Here is a 20022-nt window from a genome sequence, read left to right on the forward strand (position 1 = left end):
AGTGATTGTTGAAAAAGTAATTGGAAATGTGGAAACAGATGATATTCGTGCGCCGCATACAGAACGGGTTTTCCTGTCGAGTGACGAGCTTGTTAAACGCATTCAGCGTGTAAAAACAGATCATGGACGCGAGCTCGGTATTCGGCTGCGGGAGCCGAAAGACTTGCAGAACGGGGATATCTTATACTGCGATGATAAAAACATGATCGTCATCCAGGTGCTGGCCGATGATGTGCTGACTATTATGCCGGAGTCAATCGGCCAAATGGGAGACATTGCCCATCAGCTTGGCAACCGTCATCTGCCGGCTCAGTTTGAAGGCGATGAAATGATTGTGCAGTATGACTATTTAGTCGAACAGCTTCTCGAGCAGCTCGGCATTCCTTTTCGCCGTGAAGAGCGCAAGGTGAAAAAAGCATTCCGCCATATCGGCCACAGCCATGATTAATCCAATGCTGTCCTTTATGCAGCTTTGTGATTCCAATTTTCCTTCGGGTGCATTTTCGCACTCGTTTGGACTGGAAACGTACATTTACGAAGGCAGCATTCATAATGCTGAAACATTCGAATCAGCCATGCGAATCTATATGGCTAATCAAATGGCTTATACGGATGCTCTCGCCTGCCGGCTTGCTTATGAGGATGTGGAAGCCGGCCGCTTTGATCATTTAACGGAGCTTGACCACACACTTTCCGCGCTGGCACTGCCAAAAGAAACAAGGGAAGGCACTCGGAGGATTGGTGAACGAATGGCCAAGCTGTGTGTGGACTTATACGAAAGCCCGTTGATGAATATGTACTACCAACAAATTCGCCAAAAGAAAGCGGTCGGCCATCCGTCTGTTGTGTTTGCCCTGGCTGCCCATTATCTCCAGGCCGGCAAAAAAGATGCTATCGCTGCACACCTTTTTTCAGGTGTCCAGTCTTTGATTCAAAATGCTGTCCGGGCGATTCCACTTGGGCAGACAGACGGCCAGCGGATCCTGCTGGCGCTGCAGCCGTTGATGAGAGAGATTGCAGACCAAACAGAAGAGATGACGGAAGAAGAACTCGGTATGAATATGCCGGGGCTTGAAATTGCACAAATGCGCCATGAACAGCTGCCTGTTCGGCTTTTTATGTCGTGAAAAACAAAAGGAGTGGTGCAGAATGGAACCAGTACGTATCGGTGTTGGAGGGCCAGTTGGTGCCGGCAAAACAATGCTTGTAGAAAAGCTCACACGCGCGATGAACGATGAATTCAGCATGGCCGTTGTAACGAATGACATTTATACGAAAGAAGATGCCCAATTTCTTATTAAAAACGGGGTTCTGCCGGAAAATCGTATTATAGGAGTGGAAACCGGAGGCTGTCCGCACACAGCGATTCGGGAAGATGCCTCCATGAACTTTGCAGCCATTGATGAATTAAGAGAGGCACATCCGGATTTGGATATTATTTTTGTAGAAAGCGGGGGAGACAACCTGGCTGCCACATTCAGCCCGGAGCTTGTGGACTTTTCGATTTACATTATCGATGTGGCGCAGGGTGAGAAAATTCCGCGTAAGGGCGGCCAGGGCATGATTAAATCAGATTTGTTTATTATCAATAAAACAGATCTCGCCCCCTATGTAGGAGCCGATTTGGATGTGATGGCGGAAGATACGAAAAAATCACGTGGAACAGACAAGCCGTTTTTCTTTACGAACTTAAAAGAGGAAACGGGACTTCAAGACGTGGTGAGATGGATTAAAGAAAATGCACTTTTGATGGGGCTGGAAGCATGAACATGACCGGCACGCTGCGGATGAAAGCAGTCTGCCGGGGCGATAAAACGGTGATAGCTGATACGTATTTTGACGGCGCGTTTAAAGTAGCACGCCCAATCTACTTTAATGAAAGCGAGCCAACGGTATACAGCCTTCATGTCGGCGGCGGATACTTAGGAGGCGACCGCTATCATACAGAGGTGATTCTCGAACCGGATGCGAGAATGATATTGACGACGCAGTCTGCCGCAAAAGTATATAAAACACCGCATGAGCCGGTTTTTCAGTCGATGAATGTATCTCTCGCGGCGGGCAGTGTGTTTATGTATATGCCGGACCCGCTCATTGCGTATGAGCAGGCACGCTTTGAGCAGACAACCACGATCCATATGAAAAAAGGGGCAACGCTGCTTTACAGCGACAGCATAACGCCGGGCTGGTCTGAGAGCGGCCGGCCGTTTCGCTATGAGTGGATTTGGTCGAAGCTCAAAATATATGAAAATGGCCAGCTGCAGGTGTATGACCACCTTTTTTTAAAACCGGACCAGCAGCCTTTATTTTCCCTTATGCAAATGGAGGATTGTACACATGTCGGCTCTCTTTTTATCGTTTCGCCGCTGCTTGAGCCCGGCTGGCAGGAAGAACTGGAGCCGCTTCTGGCGCCGTATAACGATGAAGCGCGAATTGGGTTTTCTACGCTGAAAAATGGCGGCTGTACTGTACGGATTCTGGCCCGCGCCTCTCATGTCATCGAAGAAATCATTCTGCAGTGCACCAACTGGCTGCGCCGGAAACTGGGCCAGGAGCCGCTGCAGCTTAGAAAGTATTGAAAGAGGGAACCATTTATCATTCAAGCCGGACTTTTATCGATTTTATTGCCTGGATTTGCATTAGAGATTAAGCATGCAGCAGAGCCGGATCATATTATTGCGGTTTTGACGATTGCAAGCCGGATAAAAAAGCTGTACCGCTCATCATGAACGGGTGTGTTTTGGGGCTTGGGCATACGGCCACGCTGCTGATCACCGGTGTCACCGCGATCGCACTGGACCGGCAGATTCCTGAGAATCTTACAGCTCTGCTCGAATGTTTTGTCGGAGTCATGCCCGTTTATTTAGGTGTAAACGGAATGCGTGGAAGCTGGAAGGCGGGCGAAGCAGATTATGAGCATACCCACGAAAAAATCATTTGCGATTGGCGTGGTCCACGGACTTGCCGGCATGCTGCTTTTTACAACTCTGCTGAGCCTTCCATTTTTAGTTGCATCATATAAAACGATTCCGCTTTTTTTTAATGCGGATCACGTCATTAATCAGCGTTTTGTACGGTCTTTCCTACATTATAGAGACGGGTTCAGGATTGATCGCAGGATAAAAAAGCAGCCGGCTTACCGGCTGCTTTTTTCTGCCTAGAGGCAATACTTCTGTAAAGATGACACCCTCAGTATACAGAAAGGGAGCGCAGCGGAACAACAAGCCGGTTAGATTATCTGACAGAGAAATCGTCCTGCTGCAAGAGTTCCACTAATCACGTGAGGAGCATATGGTGAGAAATGTCCGGGCCATTAACAGTGTTGAGGAAGGAGATCGTGTAATTAATACAAGCTGTTGCCGAGGGAGACTTGATTACAGCCGCAGTTGGCCCGGCGATTTTGCCGCTTATTTCGCGGCTTGTAGCGGAAGGCCTTCGGAAGCGGTAGAAGTGCAAGGGGAAATTGGGCATAGGGGGACTGAACCCGCGCTGAAAAAGTTTACGCAGCTGGATAAGTCAGACCCGCTTTTGCTGAAGTTATGAAACAATATGAATAGATGCGTGAAAAAGGAATTTAACAAGAAGCTGGTTCCACCGGCTTCTTTTTTGTGCAACCAGGATCGGAAAATGCTTGGTTTGGGCCGGATAAATGAGAAATCGGGCTACAACAAAGCAGATTCCGGCCTTTTTTGTCGTTTTCCAGCCGGCCCGAAAAAAACGATCGTGCGTTTTCAAGCGAGCTGGTTTCATGATATGATAAAAGAACTTCAAACGGACAGTGACTTCCATGAGAGTTGGGGGTCAAAGAAAATAAATTATTAGAGGTGACGTGTTTTTTTATGTTTACACAACTGAAAAAAGAATGGTTCGGCAATGTCCGCGGGGATATTTTGTCGGGGATTGTCGTGGCGCTTGCGCTTATTCCAGAAGCGATCGCTTTTTCGATTATTGCAGGAGTAGATCCGATGGTGGGTCTGTATGCATCATTTTCGATGGCGGTTGTGATTGCCTTTATGGGAGGACGCCCGGCGATGATCTCCGCTGCGACTGGAGCAATGGCGCTTGTGATGGTCACGCTTGTGAAAGACCATGGGCTTCAGTACTTGTTTGCGGCTACCCTTTTAACGGGGGTGCTGCAGCTGATTTTCGGCTGGCTGAAAGTTGCACGCTTGATGAAATTTGTGCCGCGTTCGGTGATGGTTGGGTTCGTCAATGCGCTTGCTATTTTAATTTTTACAGCCCAGCTGCCCCACTTTGCAGGCAGTTCAGTGGTTATGTATGTGTTTGTAGCAGCAACGCTCGCTATTATTTACATCCTTCCGCGCTTCGTTAAAGCTGTTCCTTCTCCGCTTGTTGCCATTGTTGTCATGACGATCATTGCGGTAGCAGGCGGCTTCGATTTACGGACAGTCGGTGATCTCGGAAACATTACCCAGTCCCTGCCATCATTTCTCATTCCGGATGTGCCGTTGAACATGGAGACGTTGTCGATTATTTTCCCGACGGCTTTGGCGCTTTCCATGGTCGGTCTTTTAGAATCGCTGCTTACTGCATCCATTGTGGATGATATGACGGATACGACAAGCGATAAAAACCGGGAAGCACGCGGACAAGGGATCGCGAACATTGTAACTGGCTTTTTTGGCGGCATGGCGGGCTGTGCCATGATTGGCCAATCGGTTATTAATGTGAAGTCCGGCGGCCGCGGACGGTTGTCTACCTTTGTGGCAGGAGCGTTTCTGCTGTTTTTAATTATGGTGCTCGGCGATGTAGTCGTGAAAATTCCGATGGCGGCACTGGTCGGCGTGATGATTATGGTCTCAATCGGCACATTTGACTGGTCATCTCTTAAAGCTTTTACGAAAATTCCGATTACCGACAGCGTTGTCATGCTCGTAACGGTCATAACCGTCGTGATCACACATGACTTGTCAAAAGGAGTGTTCGCCGGCATTCTGCTGAGTGCGATTTTCTTTACGGCAAAAATTTCAAAGGTCGATGTATCCTCTGCCCGCAAGGACGATACACTTTACTACAAAACAGCAGGACAAATTTTTTTCGCATCCGTTACGGATTTTGTAAATGAATTCGACTATCAGCCGGAAGGAATCAAGAATGTGCATATCGATTTTTCTGAGGCGCACATCTGGGATGATTCTGGCGTGGCGGCAGTGGATAAAATTGTATTGAAATACCGTAATAACGGCATTAAAGTGATCTTGACAGGCTTAAATGAAGCAAGTTCATCCATGGTAAAACGGATGGCTGTTCACGATAAGCAGGATGCAAAGCTGTCTGGCCATTAACCTGTATATGAGCGCATTGTGTAAAAGCAGTGCGCTTTTTTTAAACAAAGGGGGATGTAAATGAACGGTCCTATTTTACTGGCATCAGACGGGTCAAGCCATGCGCTTCGGGCAGCGGAGGAAGCGATTAAGCTGGCCAAAGTGCTGAACAAAGAGATTGTGGTTGTATTCGTCGTTGATTTCGATCAATCCAAAAGGGATGTCTTGCACAGTGCGGGCGCTATTGATCTGGAACAAAAGCGAAGAAAACAGCTTCAAGGTACAGAACAGAAAATAAGAGAAGCAGGTGTTTCATATTCCGTTCAACTGCTTCACGGCATGCCGGGACCGGCAATTGTAGAATACGCGAATAAGGAAGCGGTTTCCTACGTAGTGCTTGGCAGCCGCGGCTTGAACAGTCTGCAGGAAATGGTGCTTGGCAGTGTCAGCCATAAAGTAGCGAAGCGTGTAAACTGCCCTGTATTAATTGTGAAATAATTTAAGCATTTTCTTTTTGAGAATGGCTTTTCTTTATAATAAAGAAAAGGGGGCTTGAGCATGACGTATGAAGAAGTAATGGAAAAGCTTGAGCAGTTCGGTTCAGATCAAACGAAAAAAGTACTTGCCCGTCACGGAGCCAAAGAACCGTTTTTTGGTGTCAAAGTTGGCGATTTAAAAAAACATTTTGTCAAGGAAGTAAAAAAAGATCAGCAGCTCGTCTACGATTTGTACGCATCCGGCAATAGCGATGCTATGTATTTAGCGGGTTTGACAGTGAAGCCGAAAGAAATGACGAAAGAACGGCTGAACGAATGGGTAGAGGGTGCTTACTGGTATATGATCAGTGAATATACAGTCGCACAAGCTGCAGCGGAATCTCTTTTTGCACTTGAGCTTGCGCAAGAGTGGATGCAGTCGGGTGAAGAAATGATTGCGGCTGCCGGATGGAGCACCTACAGCAATTACCTGTCGATTGCTCCAGATGACGATGTAGACAGGGAAGAAGTCCATAAACTGTTGAACAAAGTGGAAAAAAACATTCATACGGAGCAAAACCGCGTTCGGTACGTGATGAATACCTTTGTAATTTGTGTGGGTGCTTATTATAAGCCGCTTTCAGAGCGGGCTAAGGAAGTGGCAGCATGCATAGGGAGCGTGCATGTTGATGTTGGGGATACGGCCTGCAAAGTTCCGCCTGCCACAGCGTATATTCAAAAGATAGAAGAGCGAAATGCCATTGGGAAAAAGAGAAAAACGTGTATTTGTTAAAAAGAGATTTTCTGTAAGATAATTTGACAGGGAAAAGGATTTTTTTAAAAGCCCATGGTAAGATTTTTACATGTAATCGAACATCTAAACTAAAAAGCGCTTTGCAAAGACTGGACCCCTGCCAGTACTATTGCAGAGCGCTTTTTACGTGAGATTAAAGCTGGCTGGAGAAATGTTCACTGCTGCATTTCACCAAGGAAAAGGTGAAAAAGTTTACGTGGTGCCCCATTGCTTGCCTAAATGGACCAAATAAAAACAAGTCTCCCGTGTATGAGAGACTCGTTTCAGACTGTAGACAAATTATATGGGTGACCGTGCACATGAATAGGGATCGGCGGCGTCCAGGCAGCTCCGCTTTCCATGGGGCAGGCGCTGAGCCCAACTCCGCCTGGCGGCTCCACCGGTCTCAGCTGCCCGCTTGTCCCATAGGAGTCTACGCTGCCTTCCCGCCGCCAAGTGGCTTGCGACAAGATTGTGTAGAGCTAGTAAGAGGTCGTATCTTTCTGTTTAAAAAAAAGCAAATGTCTAATCAGTCCTTGCTTGTTGATCTGCAACACCACTTTAAAAGCGAAGCACTTTGTCTACACAATAAAACAAGTCCCTCGTGTATGAGAGACTTGTTTTATTTGTCGGGCAAAGCATTCATCTAATAAAAAATACGATTTTTATGCTGCTTTTCGGTCTGCTTTTCGGTCTGCCTTTCGCGCCCAGTAGGTGGCTAAAAGCGGTCCGGAAATATTGTGCCAGAAGCTGAAAATGGCACTTGGCACAGCAGCAAGAGGACTGAAATGAGCGGCTGCAAGAGCAGCGCCGAGTCCGGAATTTTGCATGCCGACTTCGATTGCCATCGCTTTTCGGTCTTCATATGGCATCTTGAAGAGTTTTCCTGCTAAGTATCCAAGCAAATAACCAAGGCCATTATGCAAGATCACAATACCAAAAATAAGCAGTCCGGATTCTACAATTCTTTCTTTACTATTTGATACTACCGCCGCGACAATCAGTACAATCGCTACAACAGAAATGAGCGGCAAAATCTCCACACTTTTTTGTACCTGCTTTTTAAAGAACCGCTGCACAATCAAGCCGAGAATAATCGGAATAAGCACGACCTGCACCACTGACATAAACATGGCAGAAGCGGACACTTCCAGCCATTCGCTCGCTAAAAGATATATAAGCGCCGGCGTTAAAATCGGTGCCAGCAGTGTGGATACTGATGTAATGGCCACGGATAGAGCGGTGTTTCCTTTTGCCAAAAACGTCATGACGTTAGAAGCAGTTCCCCCCGGGCAGCAGCCTACTAAAATTACACCGATCGCAATTTCTGGCTCCAGCCGAAGCCCTTTTGCGAGAGCAAAAGCCAAAGATGGCATCACAATAAATTGGGCTAAAACCCCGATGATCACTTTTATGGGATGCCGGCCGACTTCTTTAAAGTCTTCTCCTGAAATGGTCATCCCCATCCCGAACATAATCACACCAAGTAAAATAGAAATATAGGGCGCAATCCATGTGAACTGTGCGGGAAGAAAAAATGCGAATGCCGCAAACAAAAGCACCCAGATAGCGAATGTTTTGCCGGCAAATTGACTAACTTTTACGAATGTATTCAATTCGTATTCACCTCCGTTATAGTAGAATAGCATAAAATAAGTCGAAATAAAGCATATTTTCTGATTTTTTGAGTTAATTAATTTTTTACAATAAGAAAGAACAGCCGTAAAGGCTGTTCTTACTTCTTCAAAAGAAAGGGCCGGCACTCCTTTTATGAAAACCGGCTGAATAATGTCCGGTTCCGTTTTTTCTGCTTCGCCCGCTTATATTGTAAATTAATTCACAAATTCCAGCTGCTTTATTATTTATTCTCTTTTACTGCCGAAAGATATAGAATTTGAATGATTTATGACATTTTTCACAAAACATTCTTTCACCGTGAAAAGAGAGTAAATTCTGAAATGAAAGGGAAAAGCGTGTATAATCAGGGATAAAAGAACGATGAAAGGGGTTTACGGGGATGATTGAGCGGCTGCATCATGGGGAAGAAGCAACAGCAGCGGAAATTCTGGCACTGCAAATACCTGCTTATAAAGTGGAAGCGTCATTAATTGGGTATGATGGCATTCCGCATTTAAATGAAACGGTAGAGATGATTAAAAACAGTGATGAAATTTTTATCGGATTTTTAACAGAAGGAGAGCTGTGTGGTTTTCTTTCTTATAAAGACGAAGATGGGTCGGCCTTTATTCAACGGCTGGTTGTTCACCCGGGACACTTTCATGAAGGGGTTGCTTCAAAGCTCCTGACACATTTTCTGCAGGAAGAATCGGCAGGGCGGACGGTTCTTGTTACAACCGGCGCAAAAAATGAGCCTGCACGCAATTTGTATAAGAAATTTGGATTTGAAGAGCTAGATACGCTGCTGCCGGAGCCGGGTGTAGAACTGGTATTGCTGGAAAAAAAACATCAGTAAATATTTATTGCTCGTATTTTCACAAGAAAATAGTGTAGAATAAGTGCTGTATAAAATTTTTAAGATCAGAAAGGCTGGAAGATAGATGTCATTAACAAACCATGGAACGATTCCCGTAGCGGTTTCGGCCCGCCACATCCACTTATCACAGGAGCACCTTGAAATTTTGTTCGGAAAAGGCCACGAGCTCACAAAGCGCGCGGACTTATCGCAGCCGGGTCAATTCGCGGCGGAAGAAACGGTAACGATTGCCGGTAAGAAAAGTGAAATTGCACGTGTTCGTGTTCTTGGCCCGTGCCGTCCCGCTACACAAGTGGAAGTGAGCTGGACAGATGCCATGAAGCTTGGCGTACGTCCGCCGCTTCGTGAGTCAGGTGATATTAAAGGATCTGAAGCTGTGACGATCACAGGCCCTGCGGGTACAGTGGAGCTTGAAGAAGGCTTAATCATTGCCCAGGCGCACGTTCATATGACACCAGCAGATGCAGAAAAATACAATGTGGAAAACGGCCAGATCGTGACTGTAGAAATCGGCGGCGACCGTCCAATCGCGTTCCGCAACGTCGTGATCCGCGTATCTGAAAGCTATGCACTTGAAATGCATATCGATACAGACGAAGCGAATGCCGGGTTTATCTCTCAAGGCGCTAAAGGCGACATTTGGGCGTAAGCTTACATAAAAAAGGTTTGATCCTCTCCGGGATCAAGCCTTTTTTTGTGCAATCCGTCTTTATATAACTTCAGGTTGCTCTGTTCAATCAATAGGGCTTTATAGGGCAGTAAGAGAATGAAGAAAGTATTGCTGCATAAATAGACGAAAACTAAGGCGGGTCTTCAGTTTACGATTAAAATGTTATAAAAGGGAAGGCAAAAGTTCATACTGATTTTCCAATACAATGGGACGGATACGCTCAAGCGGGCTTACTTCTGCACGGAAGCGGGAAAAATAAAAAAAGGAGGTGGATAGATGAATACTGCTCAGAGAATCTTGAGCCGCTTTTTTGCTGAGCGCTTTTACGACCAGGCGGCGCAGACGGCTTACTACCTGCTGCTGTCTGCGATTCCATTTATCATTTTTATGCTTTCATTAATTCGCTTTTTTCCAGTGGATCAGCAGGCCATTCTCGATTTTATCCGTCCGTATGCGCCGGGGGAATCGTTCACCTTAATTGAAGAAAATGTTGCGGCTGTACTCTCTGCTAAACAAGGGCAGGTACTGTCGCTCAGCTTAATTTCTACGTTTTGGCTGTCTTCGATGGCAGTTCAATCATTAGGGCGTTCCCTAAATGACGCCTACAAAATTGAACGGGACCTTCCTTTCTGGAAAGGACTTTTACGCGATTTTGGTGTTACATTGATTTTTATGTTCATCGTGCCGCTGTCGTTTGTGATTCCCTTGCTGGAAAGAGTGCTGCACTGGCTCGTATCGCAATCGGGCACGCTTGAGCAGCTGTCAAGGCTTTTGGATATATGGCCGGCAGCCCAATGGGGGATTGGAACCCTGTTTTTGGTAGTGTTTTTTATCGCTTTTTACAAAATTATCCCAAACGATCAGGTGCCTATTTTATATGTTCTGCCGGGCGCGCTGTTCGCGGCACTCGGCTGGCAGATCGTGTCTTTTCTGTTTGAAAGCTATGCAGTGGCAGTTAGCTATACGCGCTTGTACGGACAGCTGTCGGGGATCATCGTGCTTGTCCTCTGGTTTTATTTAACGGCCGTTGTGATTTTACTTGGCGGCCTTTTTAATGCAGAAAAAGAACAAAGATAAAAAAGAGCTTTTTGGACAGAGCTCCTCAGACTGCAGACAAATGATATGGGTGACCGTGCACATGAATGAAGTGGACCGGCGGCATCCAGGCAGCTCCGCTTTCCATGGACAGGCGCTGATCCCATAGGAGTCTGTGCTGCCCTCCTGCCGCCAAGATTGTATAGAGCTCATAAGGTCATATTTTTCTGTTTAAAAAAGAGAACATTTCTATTCAGTCCTTGCTTATGAATCTTCAATACCAATTACCAGCTCTTTTTTAAAAGCGAAAGACTTTGTCTGCACACTGAGGAGCTTTTTAGGCAGGGCTCCCTTTTTATGTGTTGTCGCTTTGAAAAGACAAACAGGTTAAATAATGACCATTGAAGTATTGCTGCCGGTTTAAATTCTTTGTTTCAGAAAAACCGTCCTCAAGCAGTTCCTCAAATCCCTCGTCTGTTTCAAACCAATGAACAAGCAGTGCCTCGTTTTCTCCGAGCGGCAGTGCGATGCCGATGATATACTCGGCACATTCAGTTCTTATGTTCCATTTTAGGCCGTCTGCCCAATGCCCGTATCTGCCGTTTAGAAGCCGGGAGCCTGCAAACGCAAATGGCTTCTTCCATCTTTCCAATGTGTGTTGGATAACGGGTTTTGCTGTAAGCGCCTGCTTTTCTTCGATATAGTGAAGCCATAAAAAATTGTTTTCGATCATGGCGTACCATTCATCAAGGGCAGATTCAACTGCATCGTGTGTGACATATGTGCTGAGAAGCGGAATCCATGTGCGATGCAGCTGTTCAAGCTGTTCGGGGTCCGCATGCTCCTCGACATAATCAGAGAAGCCGTTTAAAACCGCCAGCAGTTCGCGTTCGTGAAGAGAGGTCACCGTCAATCTAAAATCCCCTTTTTGATTTTTATTATAAAGGAGAGATGGGGAAATGGGCAGAAGTGTGTGGTACATTGCCGTAAGTCTTAATGGCTTTATTGTAAGAGGGGAAGGGTCAGTGTATCGGTTCGATAACGTAAAGGGAGACGGAGGAGATAACGGCTGCCTGGCTTTTTATAAAACCGTTGGTATTCTTCTCATGGGCGCGGCACGTATAAGAAAATGCTCCAGCTAACGGATGGTTTTCCATGTGCGGGCAAGAAATGCTGCGTGCTGTCACAAGAAGGCGGAAACCCGGCAGCTGGCGACGATAAACTGTACCGCCTGGAGTATTAAAGATGAATATCCATCCACTCTACTCCTCTATTGCAGGCAGAATAGTTGCGGCTTCTTCTTTTTCCTCCTACTCTAAAGAAAAGGAGTGGAGAAAGATGAAAGTAGAAATCTGGTCTGATTTTGCCTGTCCATTTTGCTATATCGGCAAACGCCGGTTTGAGGAAGCGGCGGCACAATTTGACGGAAACATAGAGATAGAGTTTCGCAGCTATGAGCTTGACCCGCATGCACCGGTTAAGTCAGAGGAAAGTGTGCACAGCGCACTGGCGAAAAAGTACGGTATGACAGTGGAAAGTGCCAAAGCAATGAATGACCGAATGACTGAGCAGGCAAAGGAAGCCGGCCTTGTTTATAACATGGATACCATTGTTTTAGCAAACACGCACGATGCACACCGCCTGTCCCATTTTGCCAAAGAAAAAGGAAAAATGAATGAATTTACAGAGCGGGTCTTAAGGGCTTACTTTACTGAATCCGAACATATTGCAGATGCAGATTTGCTGGCTGGATGGGCAGAAGAGGCAGGTCTGGACCGGGCTGAAGCAAAAGAAGTACTGCAAAGCGGCAAATATAGCGACCGTGTTCGCGCTGATCAAGAAGAAGCGCGCGACATTGGTATCGAAGGGGTTCCATTTTTTATTTTCAATGATAAATACGCTGTTTCCGGCGCGCAGTCTGTTGAGGCGTTTAAGCAGGTGCTTGACCAGGTAGCGGCTGATGAAGAAGTAACAGCAGGCAAAACCGAATGGTGCCAGGATGATGACTGCACGGATGGGGAAAGCAGCCAGGATTGAATGCTTGAAAAATAGACTTCTACAACGAAAGAGAATAAGAAAGCGCCGCTCAGCCATTTGTGAGACGAAGGGAGAGGCCAAAGCCGCTAACGGCTTTGGCCCTTTATAGGATAACGGCAGGCCGAAAGCTCAAACAAGCCGGGCGCAATGAATACGGCTCGCTGTGGCGACGATTGTGCCGCCGCCTGGAAAAATCGAATCGCCGAACAGCTATAGATTCGGCAGACCGGAGCGGTGAGGCAGCGAGCCAAACAGCGCGCGTGCTCAGTAGTTTGAGGAAAGCCGCCTGCATACCCGTTTGGCCGCTTCGTATGCCGTTCCCATGCTATTGGCGCACCGGCTTCCATATGGATAATCATTTTGCGGAAGTTCGGCTACACAGATCCGATCATCGACAGCACTTTCTCGGTCAGCGTTCGGTTGCCTTCCGGTGCCCGCAGGCGGTCGTCTTTGGCAGAAGGAGACGGCTGCCTTCACTCATTGAATCTGAAGAAATCTGCCTAAACAGCGGAAATGAGTTTGGGATCAGTGCTCCGTCCGGCAGTAAGTAGAGGATATGCGTAACCCAGATTGGCCTGCCGGCAAGCTTTCGATACCGGCTTGAAAGACTGTTTACGAGAGAGGGCAGCTGCCGGATGGCGCTGTTAAAGACAATATGCTTGGCGTGGTATTCATTGCCGTGCTCGTCAACAGCGGTCCATCCGCTGTTTTTTTCATGGATAAAATCCGCCGGTTTTTCTTCAGGATACCTCCGTTTTCGCGAATCGAGTCTGCCAGTGTTTCAGTGACACGGTATAGGCCGCCTCCCGCGTAGTACGTGCCTTCGTGATAGATATCAGGTGTCGTCGCTGCCATCAAACAGGAAACATATTTTGAGGTTGTCTGCATACTGTCGATTAACTGGCCGTCAAGCAAATGAACAACTGGGCCTTCTTTGCCGGGGCCATGCTTGCGCAGCCGGTCTTCAAGTGTGGCGCGCAAATGGCGCAGGCTTTGCATGCCAGGGCCGGAGAGACAAAAGCAAATACGCCCATTCGCCGGCTGTTTGAGGCGGAAGAGCAGGAAGGGGTTTCATGAGCTGGCGGTGGGTGCGGCTGCTTCCTATAATTCTTTGTAAAAAGAGCGGGTCCGGCTGGCCGCATGTGGAAAATGGGCACAAATAGCTTCAAGATACTGTGCACGGTTCCGGCAATAAGGAATAGACTGTTTGGGAAATGAAGCGTCATAACCGTATCAAGCAGGCGCAGCACCCGCTCTTGAAAACCTCCTCTTTCAAAACCCATGCCAAGTATTAAACCCACCGGGAAAAGAGCATGCCGCCGCTGGAATTTTCAGGCGCATCCGCCCCATACAGAAGAAGTTTCGAGCACCGCCACGTGTTATGCCTGGTTTGCGCTAAAATGACTGCTGTTGTTAACCCGCCGATACCGCCGCCGATAATAAGTGTATGCACAAAATCACCTCTTTTCTTTAGTGTGAAGAAAGAAAAGAAATCTTGCAATGTTAAACTCGTTCAGAAAGGAAGATAGAACATGAGATATGCGATCCTGGGCGACCTGCACTCAAGTGTAGAGGATACAAAAGCAGTGCTGAAGCAGATTGAATGCTGTGCACCAGATGCAGAAATTATGGGACTTGGTGATTTATATGAATGCAGCATCCGCAGGCGAAAAGCAGCCACAACAAGGGGTATTTCAATGGAAAAAGCGGCGCAGATACCGGAAGGGTTTGCATCGCTTCTCACCTTTCCATCTGTCCGGGGAAACCAGGAAGAGCGGATTATGCTTGTGACCGGCTGTCATGATTTTGCTCATCTGCCGGAGGAATTAACAATCGACGGCGCCGTGTTAATGCATGGACATCAATGGAAATGGGCAAAAGGCTGGCTGCCGGTCCTGCCCAAAACTGATCCGCCGCTCATTTTTTTCGGGCATAGTCATACAGCCGGACTGTACCGGAAAGGAAAACTGCTGCCATTCGAATATGGAGAGCCAATCCTTTTAAAGAAAAAGCGGTATGGGATTAACGTCGGTGCCGTCTGGCAGTCCCGTGAATGGGTGCTGTACGATTCGACGGCACGGACCGTTACATTTATGAAAGCTTTGTAAGTGAGAAAACACGACAATGGACTTGTCGTGTTTTTTATTTAAAGCAGCATAAAAGAAATGAGCCAAACACATTAAAAAGGGAATCGGTCAATCAAGCTAAACAACAGGGTTCATTCCAAAAACGTTTGAATTAAAAAGAACCTTCTTTCTAAAGGAAAAGAAAGAGGGTTCTTTCAGTTAACCGCCAAGAAAAAACAAGACGATCGGAATAGTGAGAATACTCAACAGCGTTGTAATCAATGTTGTAAAGGAAACGAGGTCGGGTTCTGTGCCGAATTGAATCGCAAACATGGTCGTATTCGCTGCAGCCGGCATGGCTGCCAGAAGAATCATCACGTCCTTTAATAAATCATTGGCCGGTATAAAAGAGACGATGGCGGCAGCGAGAAGCGGTGATACAATCATACGGATCACAGAGACCGCGTTTACGTATTTGTATTCGACCCGCTTTGTCGCAATCACTGCCAGCTGCATGCCCAGCACAATCATCACGGTCGGAATCGAAGCATCTGCCACTAAGCTGATCGCGTCCATAAACGACGGCGGAATCGAAACATGCAGCAGCTGAAGCAAGACGCCGAGAAAGGCTCCGTACAAAACAGGCATCCGCACGACCCGCTGAAGCGACTGCTTTAAGGTCGTTTCTTCTTCGCCGCCAAGAGACGCCGCAAACAAGCCGATTGTATTCATTAGAAATGACTGGAAAACCATAATAATAACCGCGTATTCAAAGCCTACAGCGCCAAAAGCAAACAGCACAACGGGTGCTCCGTAATTGCCGCTGTTCATAAAAACACCGCCTAATACCATCGCCGCCATTTTTTGGCGGCCAGCTTTCATAAAAAAGCCGGTAATGAGTACGACGACAATGAGGATAAGCGATAAAACGAGGCAGAACACTGTAATGTACACGTATTCCATCGTTAATTTGTTGGCATAAAAGGTTCGAAAGGCAAGAAAAGGCGACATTAAATACAGTGCAGCCATAGAAATGGAGCGAATTTCAAATCCGATCCATTTTTGTCCGAGATAGCCAGTTAAAAAAATCAGGAATGCTGGCAGCACAATCATAAATAATTCCAAAACGAGGTCATCTCCGTCCCATTTCAACTCTTTCTTTATCATACCAAAATTTTTTGTCGAAAACAGGCGAATTTCCATTCCTTGCTATAGGCGAGCGGAGCTGATTCGTGTACAATACAAGATGTTGTTTTTCAGAAGTAGAGAGAAATTATCTGAAAAAACCGACTAGTCGGTTAAAATATATATTGGAGGAAAGTATGAACGAAACAAAACAAGTAAAAATTGTAACAGCTGATCCGTCAGCAATCGGCTTGTTCGGACTGGCCATTGTCACACTTGTCGCTTCATCCCAAAAACTGGGCTGGACAGATGGATTATCTCTAGTGATTCCGTGGGCCATTTTTCTCGGGGGTATTGCGCAGTTTTACGCATCTATTTTAGACACAAAGCACAATAATACATTCGGTGCCTCTGCTTTTGCAGCATACGGCCTGTTTTGGATGGGAGTCAGCTTATCATGGCTGATGAATCTCGGTGTATTTGGCCAAATCCTGCAGGAAAATGCGGATATGCATCAGCTTGGTTTTGCATTTATCGGTTATCTTATTTTTACGGTCTTTATGACAATTGGCGCACTAGAAACAAATAAAGTGCTGTTTATCATTTTCTTTTTAATTGATTTCTTATTTATTGGGCTGTCCCTTAGCTCATTTGGCATTATGGAGCATGCGGCGCATCAGCTCGCTGCCTACTCAGAGCTGCTTATTTCACTGTTCTCATTTTACGGAGCAGGCGCGGCTGTGCTGAACACGCATTTCGGACGCGAGTTTCTTCCGGTTGGCAAGCCGTTTGGCATCATTAAAAAAGGGTAAAGGATGTTCCGTCGGCGATTTGGCCGGCGGGCTTTTTTTTATGAAGTGAAAGGGCTATAATGGGGGCATTGAACACGATTGGGGTGATTCGGTTGGACGCCTTGCTTGAGAAACAATATGACATCATGGACGTCAGCCTGCTGGCGGGAAAAATTATGCTGGAAAACGGCGCCGAGACGTACCGGGTAGAGGATACAATGATGCGGATTGCCCTGTCATACGGTATCGAAGAATCGCACAGCTTTGTAACACCGACAGGCATCATGTTTTCGATTGAAACAGATGAACCGACAAAAACAAAATTAATACGGATTTCAAAACGAACGACGGATTTATATAAAGTAAGCGCGGTGAATGCTATTTCCCGGCGGATCAGTGCGGGGGAGCTGACCGTTTCCGAAGCATATAAAGAGTTAAAAGCCATTCAGAGAGCGCCCATGTTTTTTTCTTTTTTGGTACAGATTGCAGCGGCGGCTTCAACGAGCGGCTGTTTTGTGATTTTATTGAAAGGGTCATGGGACAATATGATTCCGGCGATGCTGTCTGGAGCACTTGCTTATTTTCTTCTATTAAAAGTAGCCGATATCGTCCCGACGATGTTTTTCTCCGAATTTATTGCGGCTCTTGCTGGCGGCGCAGCTGCGTACGTGTTATTCCGGCTCGGGCTGGGCAGTGATCTTGATCGAATTATTGTCGGTACACTGATTCCGCTCGTTCCCGGCTTGTTAATTACAAATGCGGTCCGTGACTTAATGGCTGGCCACTTTCTTTCCGGACTGGCCAAAGGAGCAGAAGCGCTGTTAACCGCTCTTGCCATCGGAACAGGAATCGCTGTTGTGATGACGTTTATTTAAGGAGGATGCGGGCATGACCGTTTTAACAAATATGTTTTTCAGTTTTGTGGCAGCCGCAAGCTTCGGGATTATGTTTAATGTGCCGAAAAGCCTGCTGTTCAAGTGCGGCACCGTCGGTATGGCCGGCTGGATGGTGTATTATTTTTTATCCGAGCACAGCATTGACTCGCTGCCCGCAACGATTGCTGCTTCCTTTACTATCGCATTGATCGGCCATGTATACGCGAGGGTGTACAAAACGCCGGTTATCATTTTTACGATTGCCGGGATTATTCCGCTCGTTCCTGGAGGCACGGCATATCGGGCGATGCGTTCGTTTGTACAAAACGATTACAATGCCGGCATTAATCTGGCGGCAAAGGCGTTTATGATTTCGGGTTCTATTGCACTCGGACTGATCTTATCCGATGTATTTTACCAGCTGATTTTGAGGAAAAAAGCGCCTGCCGAAAAAAAGCAGGCATAGAAAGAAGGGGCACTTTGCAAAAAATAAAACCATACTTACTGCTCATTTTAGTGATGATGATTTGGGGATTTAACGTGCCGCTTATTAAAATACTGGTCAGCACAGTCGAGCCGGTGACGATCACCGCACTTCGTATTTTCACGGCATCACTTGTTGTATTTATTATTTTGACCAAAATGGGAAAAGTTCATTGGCCCGCTATTTATCATTGGAAGTATATTTTGGGCGGCGGCTTGTTTAACGTTTTTTTTCATCACTTGTTTTTAGGGCTTGGTGCTGCTGGAACAAGCTCTGTTCATACAGGCATTATATTGGGGCTGGGCCCGATTTTAACAGCCTTTATGTCCGTTCTTTTTTTCCAGCGGGGATTGTCCGCGGTGCGGGTGCTTGGCTTTTTAACAGGAACAGCCGGTGTACTGGTGACAGTACTGGGCGGAGGAGCTGGCTTAGGAGGATTTGTGCTTGGCGATTTGTTTATTTTCTTCTCGATTACGGCCCAGGCCTTCAGCTTTATTTTAGTGAGCCGCGCTGCGCGTGATATCGATCCGCTTTTGTTGACCGGTTATATGCAGCTGTTTGGTTCATTAGGACTGTTTATGACGAGCTTTCTTTTAGAGCCGAATGGCCTCGCATCGCTTCAAAACGTCCATTTCCAGACTGTCATTGTGTTCCTTGTCTCTGCAGTCGGAGCAACAGCGGTCGGCCATTTAGTATATAACAATACGATTACAAAAATCGGTCCGGCCGAAGCGGCGATTTTTTTAAACTTAAATACTTTTTTCTCAATCGTCGGATCTGCGGTAATTCTGGGTGAACCGATTTACTATTATCACTGGCTCGGGCTGCTGCTGATTGTGCCGGGTGTGTTAATGGGATCAGGCGCACTGGAAGAAATGATTCGCAGGCGCAGGCGTGCTGTAAGATAAACAAAAAAGCCCGGCTTCCGTCTTTAAAACGGAAGTCGGGCTTTTTTAAAGGGTTTGCGCGGTTTCACAGTTTTTCTTTTTCAAAAGCGGACAGTATGGGCATTTCCCGCACCCCGGCACTTCCTTGTACAAGCAGCACGTCAGCCGGCTAAAGTTTTCCATTGCCTCCTCCGGTTTCTGCTTGCGTAAAAACCGTTCATATTGCGGCAGGAGCGCAAGGTCGCGGGTATCCTTTAAAATATGCACATACATCCAAAGCACATAACCGAAAATATTTTCCCGGGAAATAACTGCTGGCAGCTTCGCTTCTTTCGCAATCGTTTGGATTACCGGCTCGGCCAGCCGGTTCAGCAAAAAGTCCGCTCCTTCGTCGCCGCAGGAAATCCAGTTTTCATGCTTCAGCCGAAATAAAAGAGGCCATCCGTCTCCGCCTTCCATGACGATCTCCATTTCATCAGGATCACCATCCCATATGCGCCGCTCTTTTGAAAAAACGGCCAGGTGGCCGGCAAGAAACAGCCCATAACGCCGCATAAACATCGATGCCGCTGCCGGAAGAGATGTTACTTTTAAGTTCTGCTCCGCCGAAGCCATCAGCAGCTGTACATTGCCTGCCCATTCTGTTACGGTTCCCATTGCTTCGCCTTCATTTCGAAACGCAAACATAGCACGGTCCACGCCGGCCGCCCCCTTTTTTTCTTTATTATAAATGAATGTTATTCTCACAATCAATGTAAGCCGTCCGCCGTGTCGTTCGCTTCTTTCTTTCATAACGTGTGAGTAAACGAAAGGAGTGGCAGCAGATGAAAAAATGCGGCTGTCGTCGGTGCGGTTGCAAAAAAGATCCTGACTTCCGTCCTGGAAAAAAATCGAGTGAAAAGGGAGAAGAGAGCGGACGGGCAAAAAGAAAAGCATCCTCTTCTGAGAAGAAAAGCTCTTTTTCTAAAAAAAGATAAGAGAAAAGCAGGTATTTAGGAGTGTTT

At 46.8% G+C, this 20022-nt stretch carries 27 protein-coding genes; 20 read left to right on the forward strand and 7 right to left on the reverse strand.

All coding sequences use genetic code 11. The annotated features are described in order from the left end of the window. Nucleotide 1: 1 nt before the first annotated feature. From ureE to L2D08_RS04925, 8 genes are all read left to right on the forward strand, one after another. Nucleotides 2-448 carry an urease accessory protein UreE gene (gene ureE, locus L2D08_RS04890; RefSeq protein ID WP_242232607.1) on the forward strand — a complete coding sequence of 149 codons (447 nt, stop codon included), beginning with the start codon at nt 2-4 and terminating at the stop codon, nt 446-448. Continuing rightward, nucleotides 441-1127 (forward strand): urease accessory protein UreF, encoded by a 687-nt coding sequence (locus L2D08_RS04895; RefSeq protein WP_242232608.1) that lies wholly within the window; start codon nt 441-443, stop codon nt 1125-1127. Before ureE ends, L2D08_RS04895 begins: the two co-directional genes overlap by 8 nt. Before the next feature lie 22 nt (nt 1128-1149). Beyond that, nucleotides 1150-1767 (forward strand): urease accessory protein UreG, encoded by a 618-nt coding sequence (ureG, locus tag L2D08_RS04900; protein WP_242232609.1) that lies wholly within the window; start codon nt 1150-1152, stop codon nt 1765-1767. Beyond that, nucleotides 1764-2579 (forward strand): urease accessory protein UreD, encoded by an 816-nt coding sequence (locus L2D08_RS04905; RefSeq protein WP_242232610.1) that lies wholly within the window; start codon nt 1764-1766, stop codon nt 2577-2579. The genes ureG and L2D08_RS04905 overlap by 4 nt, the downstream gene beginning before the upstream one ends. A 333-nt stretch (nt 2580-2912) precedes the next feature. After that, entirely contained in the window at nt 2913-3161 is a 249-nt protein-coding gene (locus tag L2D08_RS24240; RefSeq protein WP_309241327.1) for a hypothetical protein, read from the forward strand. Between the two features lie 678 nt (nt 3162-3839). Beyond that, nucleotides 3840-5306 carry a SulP family inorganic anion transporter gene (locus L2D08_RS04915; RefSeq protein ID WP_242232611.1) on the forward strand — a complete coding sequence of 489 codons (1467 nt, stop codon included), beginning with the start codon at nt 3840-3842 and terminating at the stop codon, nt 5304-5306. A gap of 60 nt (nt 5307-5366) precedes the next feature. Beyond that, complete coding sequence (locus L2D08_RS04920; RefSeq protein ID WP_242232612.1) at nt 5367-5783, forward strand: universal stress protein; 417 nt, start codon at nt 5367-5369, stop codon at nt 5781-5783. 60 nt (nt 5784-5843) lie between these two features. Then, a complete protein-coding gene (locus L2D08_RS04925; RefSeq protein WP_242232614.1) occupies nt 5844-6554 on the forward strand; it encodes a DNA alkylation repair protein in 711 nt (236 codons plus the stop codon). A 284-nt stretch (nt 6555-6838) separates the two neighbouring features. On the opposite strand, the gene L2D08_RS04930 is transcribed toward L2D08_RS04925, so the two are convergent. Continuing rightward, the gene (locus tag L2D08_RS04930) at nt 6839-7024 is read right to left on the reverse strand and encodes a hypothetical protein (protein ID WP_242232616.1); all 186 of its coding nucleotides are present in this window, start codon (nt 7022-7024) and stop codon (nt 6839-6841) included. Nucleotides 7025-7219: 195 nt separating this feature from the next. Continuing rightward, complete coding sequence (locus tag L2D08_RS04935) at nt 7220-8170, reverse strand: bile acid:sodium symporter family protein (protein ID WP_242232618.1); 951 nt, start codon at nt 8168-8170, stop codon at nt 7220-7222. Nucleotides 8171-8571: 401 nt separating this feature from the next. Here L2D08_RS04935 and L2D08_RS04940 point away from each other — a divergent pair, with 401 nt between their 5' ends. From L2D08_RS04940 to L2D08_RS04950, 3 genes are all read left to right on the forward strand, one after another. After that, a complete protein-coding gene (locus L2D08_RS04940; RefSeq protein ID WP_242232619.1) occupies nt 8572-9027 on the forward strand; it encodes a GNAT family N-acetyltransferase in 456 nt (151 codons plus the stop codon). Between the two features lie 85 nt (nt 9028-9112). Further along, entirely contained in the window at nt 9113-9697 is a 585-nt protein-coding gene (pduL, locus tag L2D08_RS04945) for a phosphate propanoyltransferase (protein ID WP_242232621.1), read from the forward strand. A gap of 297 nt (nt 9698-9994) precedes the next feature. Beyond that, on the forward strand, nt 9995-10795 hold the full coding sequence (locus L2D08_RS04950) for a YihY/virulence factor BrkB family protein (RefSeq protein WP_242232622.1): 801 nt from the start codon (nt 9995-9997) through the stop codon (nt 10793-10795). A 313-nt stretch (nt 10796-11108) separates the two neighbouring features. Here the strand turns inward: L2D08_RS04950 and L2D08_RS04955 are convergent, their stop codons facing one another. Next, entirely contained in the window at nt 11109-11666 is a 558-nt protein-coding gene (locus L2D08_RS04955; protein WP_242232623.1) for a hypothetical protein, read from the reverse strand. A gap of 46 nt (nt 11667-11712) precedes the next feature. On the opposite strand from L2D08_RS04955, the gene L2D08_RS04960 reads away from it, so the two are divergent. The 3 genes from L2D08_RS04960 (at nt 11713) to L2D08_RS04970 (ending at nt 13341) form a co-directional block, all read left to right on the forward strand. Beyond that, nucleotides 11713-11895, forward strand: a complete 183-nt coding sequence (locus L2D08_RS04960; protein WP_242232624.1) for a hypothetical protein — start codon at nt 11713-11715, stop codon at nt 11893-11895. Between the two features lie 196 nt (nt 11896-12091). Further along, nucleotides 12092-12790: a DsbA family oxidoreductase gene (locus L2D08_RS04965; RefSeq protein ID WP_309090306.1), complete on the forward strand. Its 699-nt coding sequence runs from the start codon at nt 12092-12094 to the stop codon at nt 12788-12790. 173 nt (nt 12791-12963) lie between these two features. Then, nucleotides 12964-13341: a hypothetical protein gene (locus tag L2D08_RS04970; protein ID WP_242232626.1), complete on the forward strand. Its 378-nt coding sequence runs from the start codon at nt 12964-12966 to the stop codon at nt 13339-13341. 61 nt (nt 13342-13402) lie between these two features. Here L2D08_RS04970 and L2D08_RS04975 read toward each other — a convergent pair whose 3' ends face one another. Together L2D08_RS04975 and L2D08_RS04980 are read right to left on the reverse strand one after the other, a co-directional pair. Beyond that, nucleotides 13403-13789, reverse strand: coding sequence for a hypothetical protein (locus tag L2D08_RS04975; protein WP_242232628.1), 387 nt, complete (start codon nt 13787-13789; stop codon nt 13403-13405). Between the two features lie 292 nt (nt 13790-14081). Next, entirely contained in the window at nt 14082-14243 is a 162-nt protein-coding gene (locus tag L2D08_RS04980) for a hypothetical protein (protein ID WP_242232629.1), read from the reverse strand. 79 nt (nt 14244-14322) lie between these two features. On the opposite strand from L2D08_RS04980, the gene L2D08_RS04985 reads away from it, so the two are divergent. After that, on the forward strand, nt 14323-14898 hold the full coding sequence (locus L2D08_RS04985) for a metallophosphoesterase family protein (RefSeq protein ID WP_242232630.1): 576 nt from the start codon (nt 14323-14325) through the stop codon (nt 14896-14898). 177 nt (nt 14899-15075) lie between these two features. On the opposite strand, the gene L2D08_RS04990 is transcribed toward L2D08_RS04985, so the two are convergent. Continuing rightward, complete coding sequence (locus L2D08_RS04990; protein ID WP_242232632.1) at nt 15076-15981, reverse strand: AEC family transporter; 906 nt, start codon at nt 15979-15981, stop codon at nt 15076-15078. A gap of 197 nt (nt 15982-16178) precedes the next feature. Between L2D08_RS04990 and L2D08_RS04995 the strand changes: the two genes are divergently transcribed. From L2D08_RS04995 to L2D08_RS05010, 4 genes are read left to right on the forward strand one after another with little or no spacing between them, the layout of a single operon-like run. Further along, nucleotides 16179-16793, forward strand: coding sequence for an acetate uptake transporter (locus tag L2D08_RS04995; RefSeq protein WP_242232633.1), 615 nt, complete (start codon nt 16179-16181; stop codon nt 16791-16793). Between the two features lie 59 nt (nt 16794-16852). After that, nucleotides 16853-17647, forward strand: a complete 795-nt coding sequence (locus L2D08_RS05000) for a threonine/serine exporter family protein (RefSeq protein WP_242232634.1) — start codon at nt 16853-16855, stop codon at nt 17645-17647. A 13-nt stretch (nt 17648-17660) separates the two neighbouring features. After that, nucleotides 17661-18113, forward strand: a complete 453-nt coding sequence (locus L2D08_RS05005) for a threonine/serine exporter family protein (protein ID WP_242232636.1) — start codon at nt 17661-17663, stop codon at nt 18111-18113. A gap of 14 nt (nt 18114-18127) precedes the next feature. Beyond that, a complete protein-coding gene (locus L2D08_RS05010; protein WP_242232637.1) occupies nt 18128-19039 on the forward strand; it encodes a DMT family transporter in 912 nt (303 codons plus the stop codon). A gap of 45 nt (nt 19040-19084) precedes the next feature. On the opposite strand, the gene L2D08_RS05015 is transcribed toward L2D08_RS05010, so the two are convergent. Beyond that, nucleotides 19085-19717, reverse strand: coding sequence for a hypothetical protein (locus tag L2D08_RS05015; protein ID WP_242232638.1), 633 nt, complete (start codon nt 19715-19717; stop codon nt 19085-19087). Between the two features lie 125 nt (nt 19718-19842). Here L2D08_RS05015 and L2D08_RS05020 point away from each other — a divergent pair, with 125 nt between their 5' ends. Continuing rightward, nucleotides 19843-19995, forward strand: coding sequence for a hypothetical protein (locus tag L2D08_RS05020; RefSeq protein ID WP_242232639.1), 153 nt, complete (start codon nt 19843-19845; stop codon nt 19993-19995). Nucleotides 19996-20022 lie beyond the last annotated feature (27 nt).

Origin of the sequence: Domibacillus sp. PGB-M46 (assembly GCF_022668875.1) — a bacterium.
GTDB lineage: Bacteria > Bacillota > Bacilli > Bacillales > Domibacillaceae > Domibacillus.

Coding starts and splice junctions, on each gene's coding strand:
- L2D08_RS04895 (WP_242232608.1), top strand. CDS start 441: ATGATTAATCCAATGCTGTCCTTTATGCAGCTTTGTGATTCCAATTTT.
- ureG (WP_242232609.1), top strand. CDS start 1,150: ATGGAACCAGTACGTATCGGTGTTGGAGGGCCAGTTGGTGCCGGCAAA.
- L2D08_RS04905 (WP_242232610.1), top strand. CDS start 1,764: ATGAACATGACCGGCACGCTGCGGATGAAAGCAGTCTGCCGGGGCGAT.
- L2D08_RS24240 (WP_309241327.1), top strand. CDS start 2,913: ATGAGCATACCCACGAAAAAATCATTTGCGATTGGCGTGGTCCACGGA.
- L2D08_RS04915 (WP_242232611.1), top strand. CDS start 3,840: ATGTTTACACAACTGAAAAAAGAATGGTTCGGCAATGTCCGCGGGGAT.
- L2D08_RS04920 (WP_242232612.1), top strand. CDS start 5,367: ATGAACGGTCCTATTTTACTGGCATCAGACGGGTCAAGCCATGCGCTT.
- L2D08_RS04925 (WP_242232614.1), top strand. CDS start 5,844: ATGACGTATGAAGAAGTAATGGAAAAGCTTGAGCAGTTCGGTTCAGAT.
- L2D08_RS04940 (WP_242232619.1), top strand. CDS start 8,572: ATGATTGAGCGGCTGCATCATGGGGAAGAAGCAACAGCAGCGGAAATT.
- pduL (WP_242232621.1), top strand. CDS start 9,113: ATGTCATTAACAAACCATGGAACGATTCCCGTAGCGGTTTCGGCCCGC.
- L2D08_RS04950 (WP_242232622.1), top strand. CDS start 9,995: ATGAATACTGCTCAGAGAATCTTGAGCCGCTTTTTTGCTGAGCGCTTT.
- L2D08_RS04960 (WP_242232624.1), top strand. CDS start 11,713: ATGGGCAGAAGTGTGTGGTACATTGCCGTAAGTCTTAATGGCTTTATT.
- L2D08_RS04965 (WP_309090306.1), top strand. CDS start 12,092: ATGAAAGTAGAAATCTGGTCTGATTTTGCCTGTCCATTTTGCTATATC.
- L2D08_RS04975 (WP_242232628.1), bottom strand. CDS start 13,789: ATGCAAAGCCTGCGCCATTTGCGCGCCACACTTGAAGACCGGCTGCGC.
- L2D08_RS04985 (WP_242232630.1), top strand. CDS start 14,323: ATGAGATATGCGATCCTGGGCGACCTGCACTCAAGTGTAGAGGATACA.
- L2D08_RS04995 (WP_242232633.1), top strand. CDS start 16,179: ATGAACGAAACAAAACAAGTAAAAATTGTAACAGCTGATCCGTCAGCA.
- L2D08_RS05000 (WP_242232634.1), top strand. CDS start 16,853: ATGGGGGCATTGAACACGATTGGGGTGATTCGGTTGGACGCCTTGCTT.
- L2D08_RS05005 (WP_242232636.1), top strand. CDS start 17,661: ATGACCGTTTTAACAAATATGTTTTTCAGTTTTGTGGCAGCCGCAAGC.
- L2D08_RS05020 (WP_242232639.1), top strand. CDS start 19,843: ATGAAAAAATGCGGCTGTCGTCGGTGCGGTTGCAAAAAAGATCCTGAC.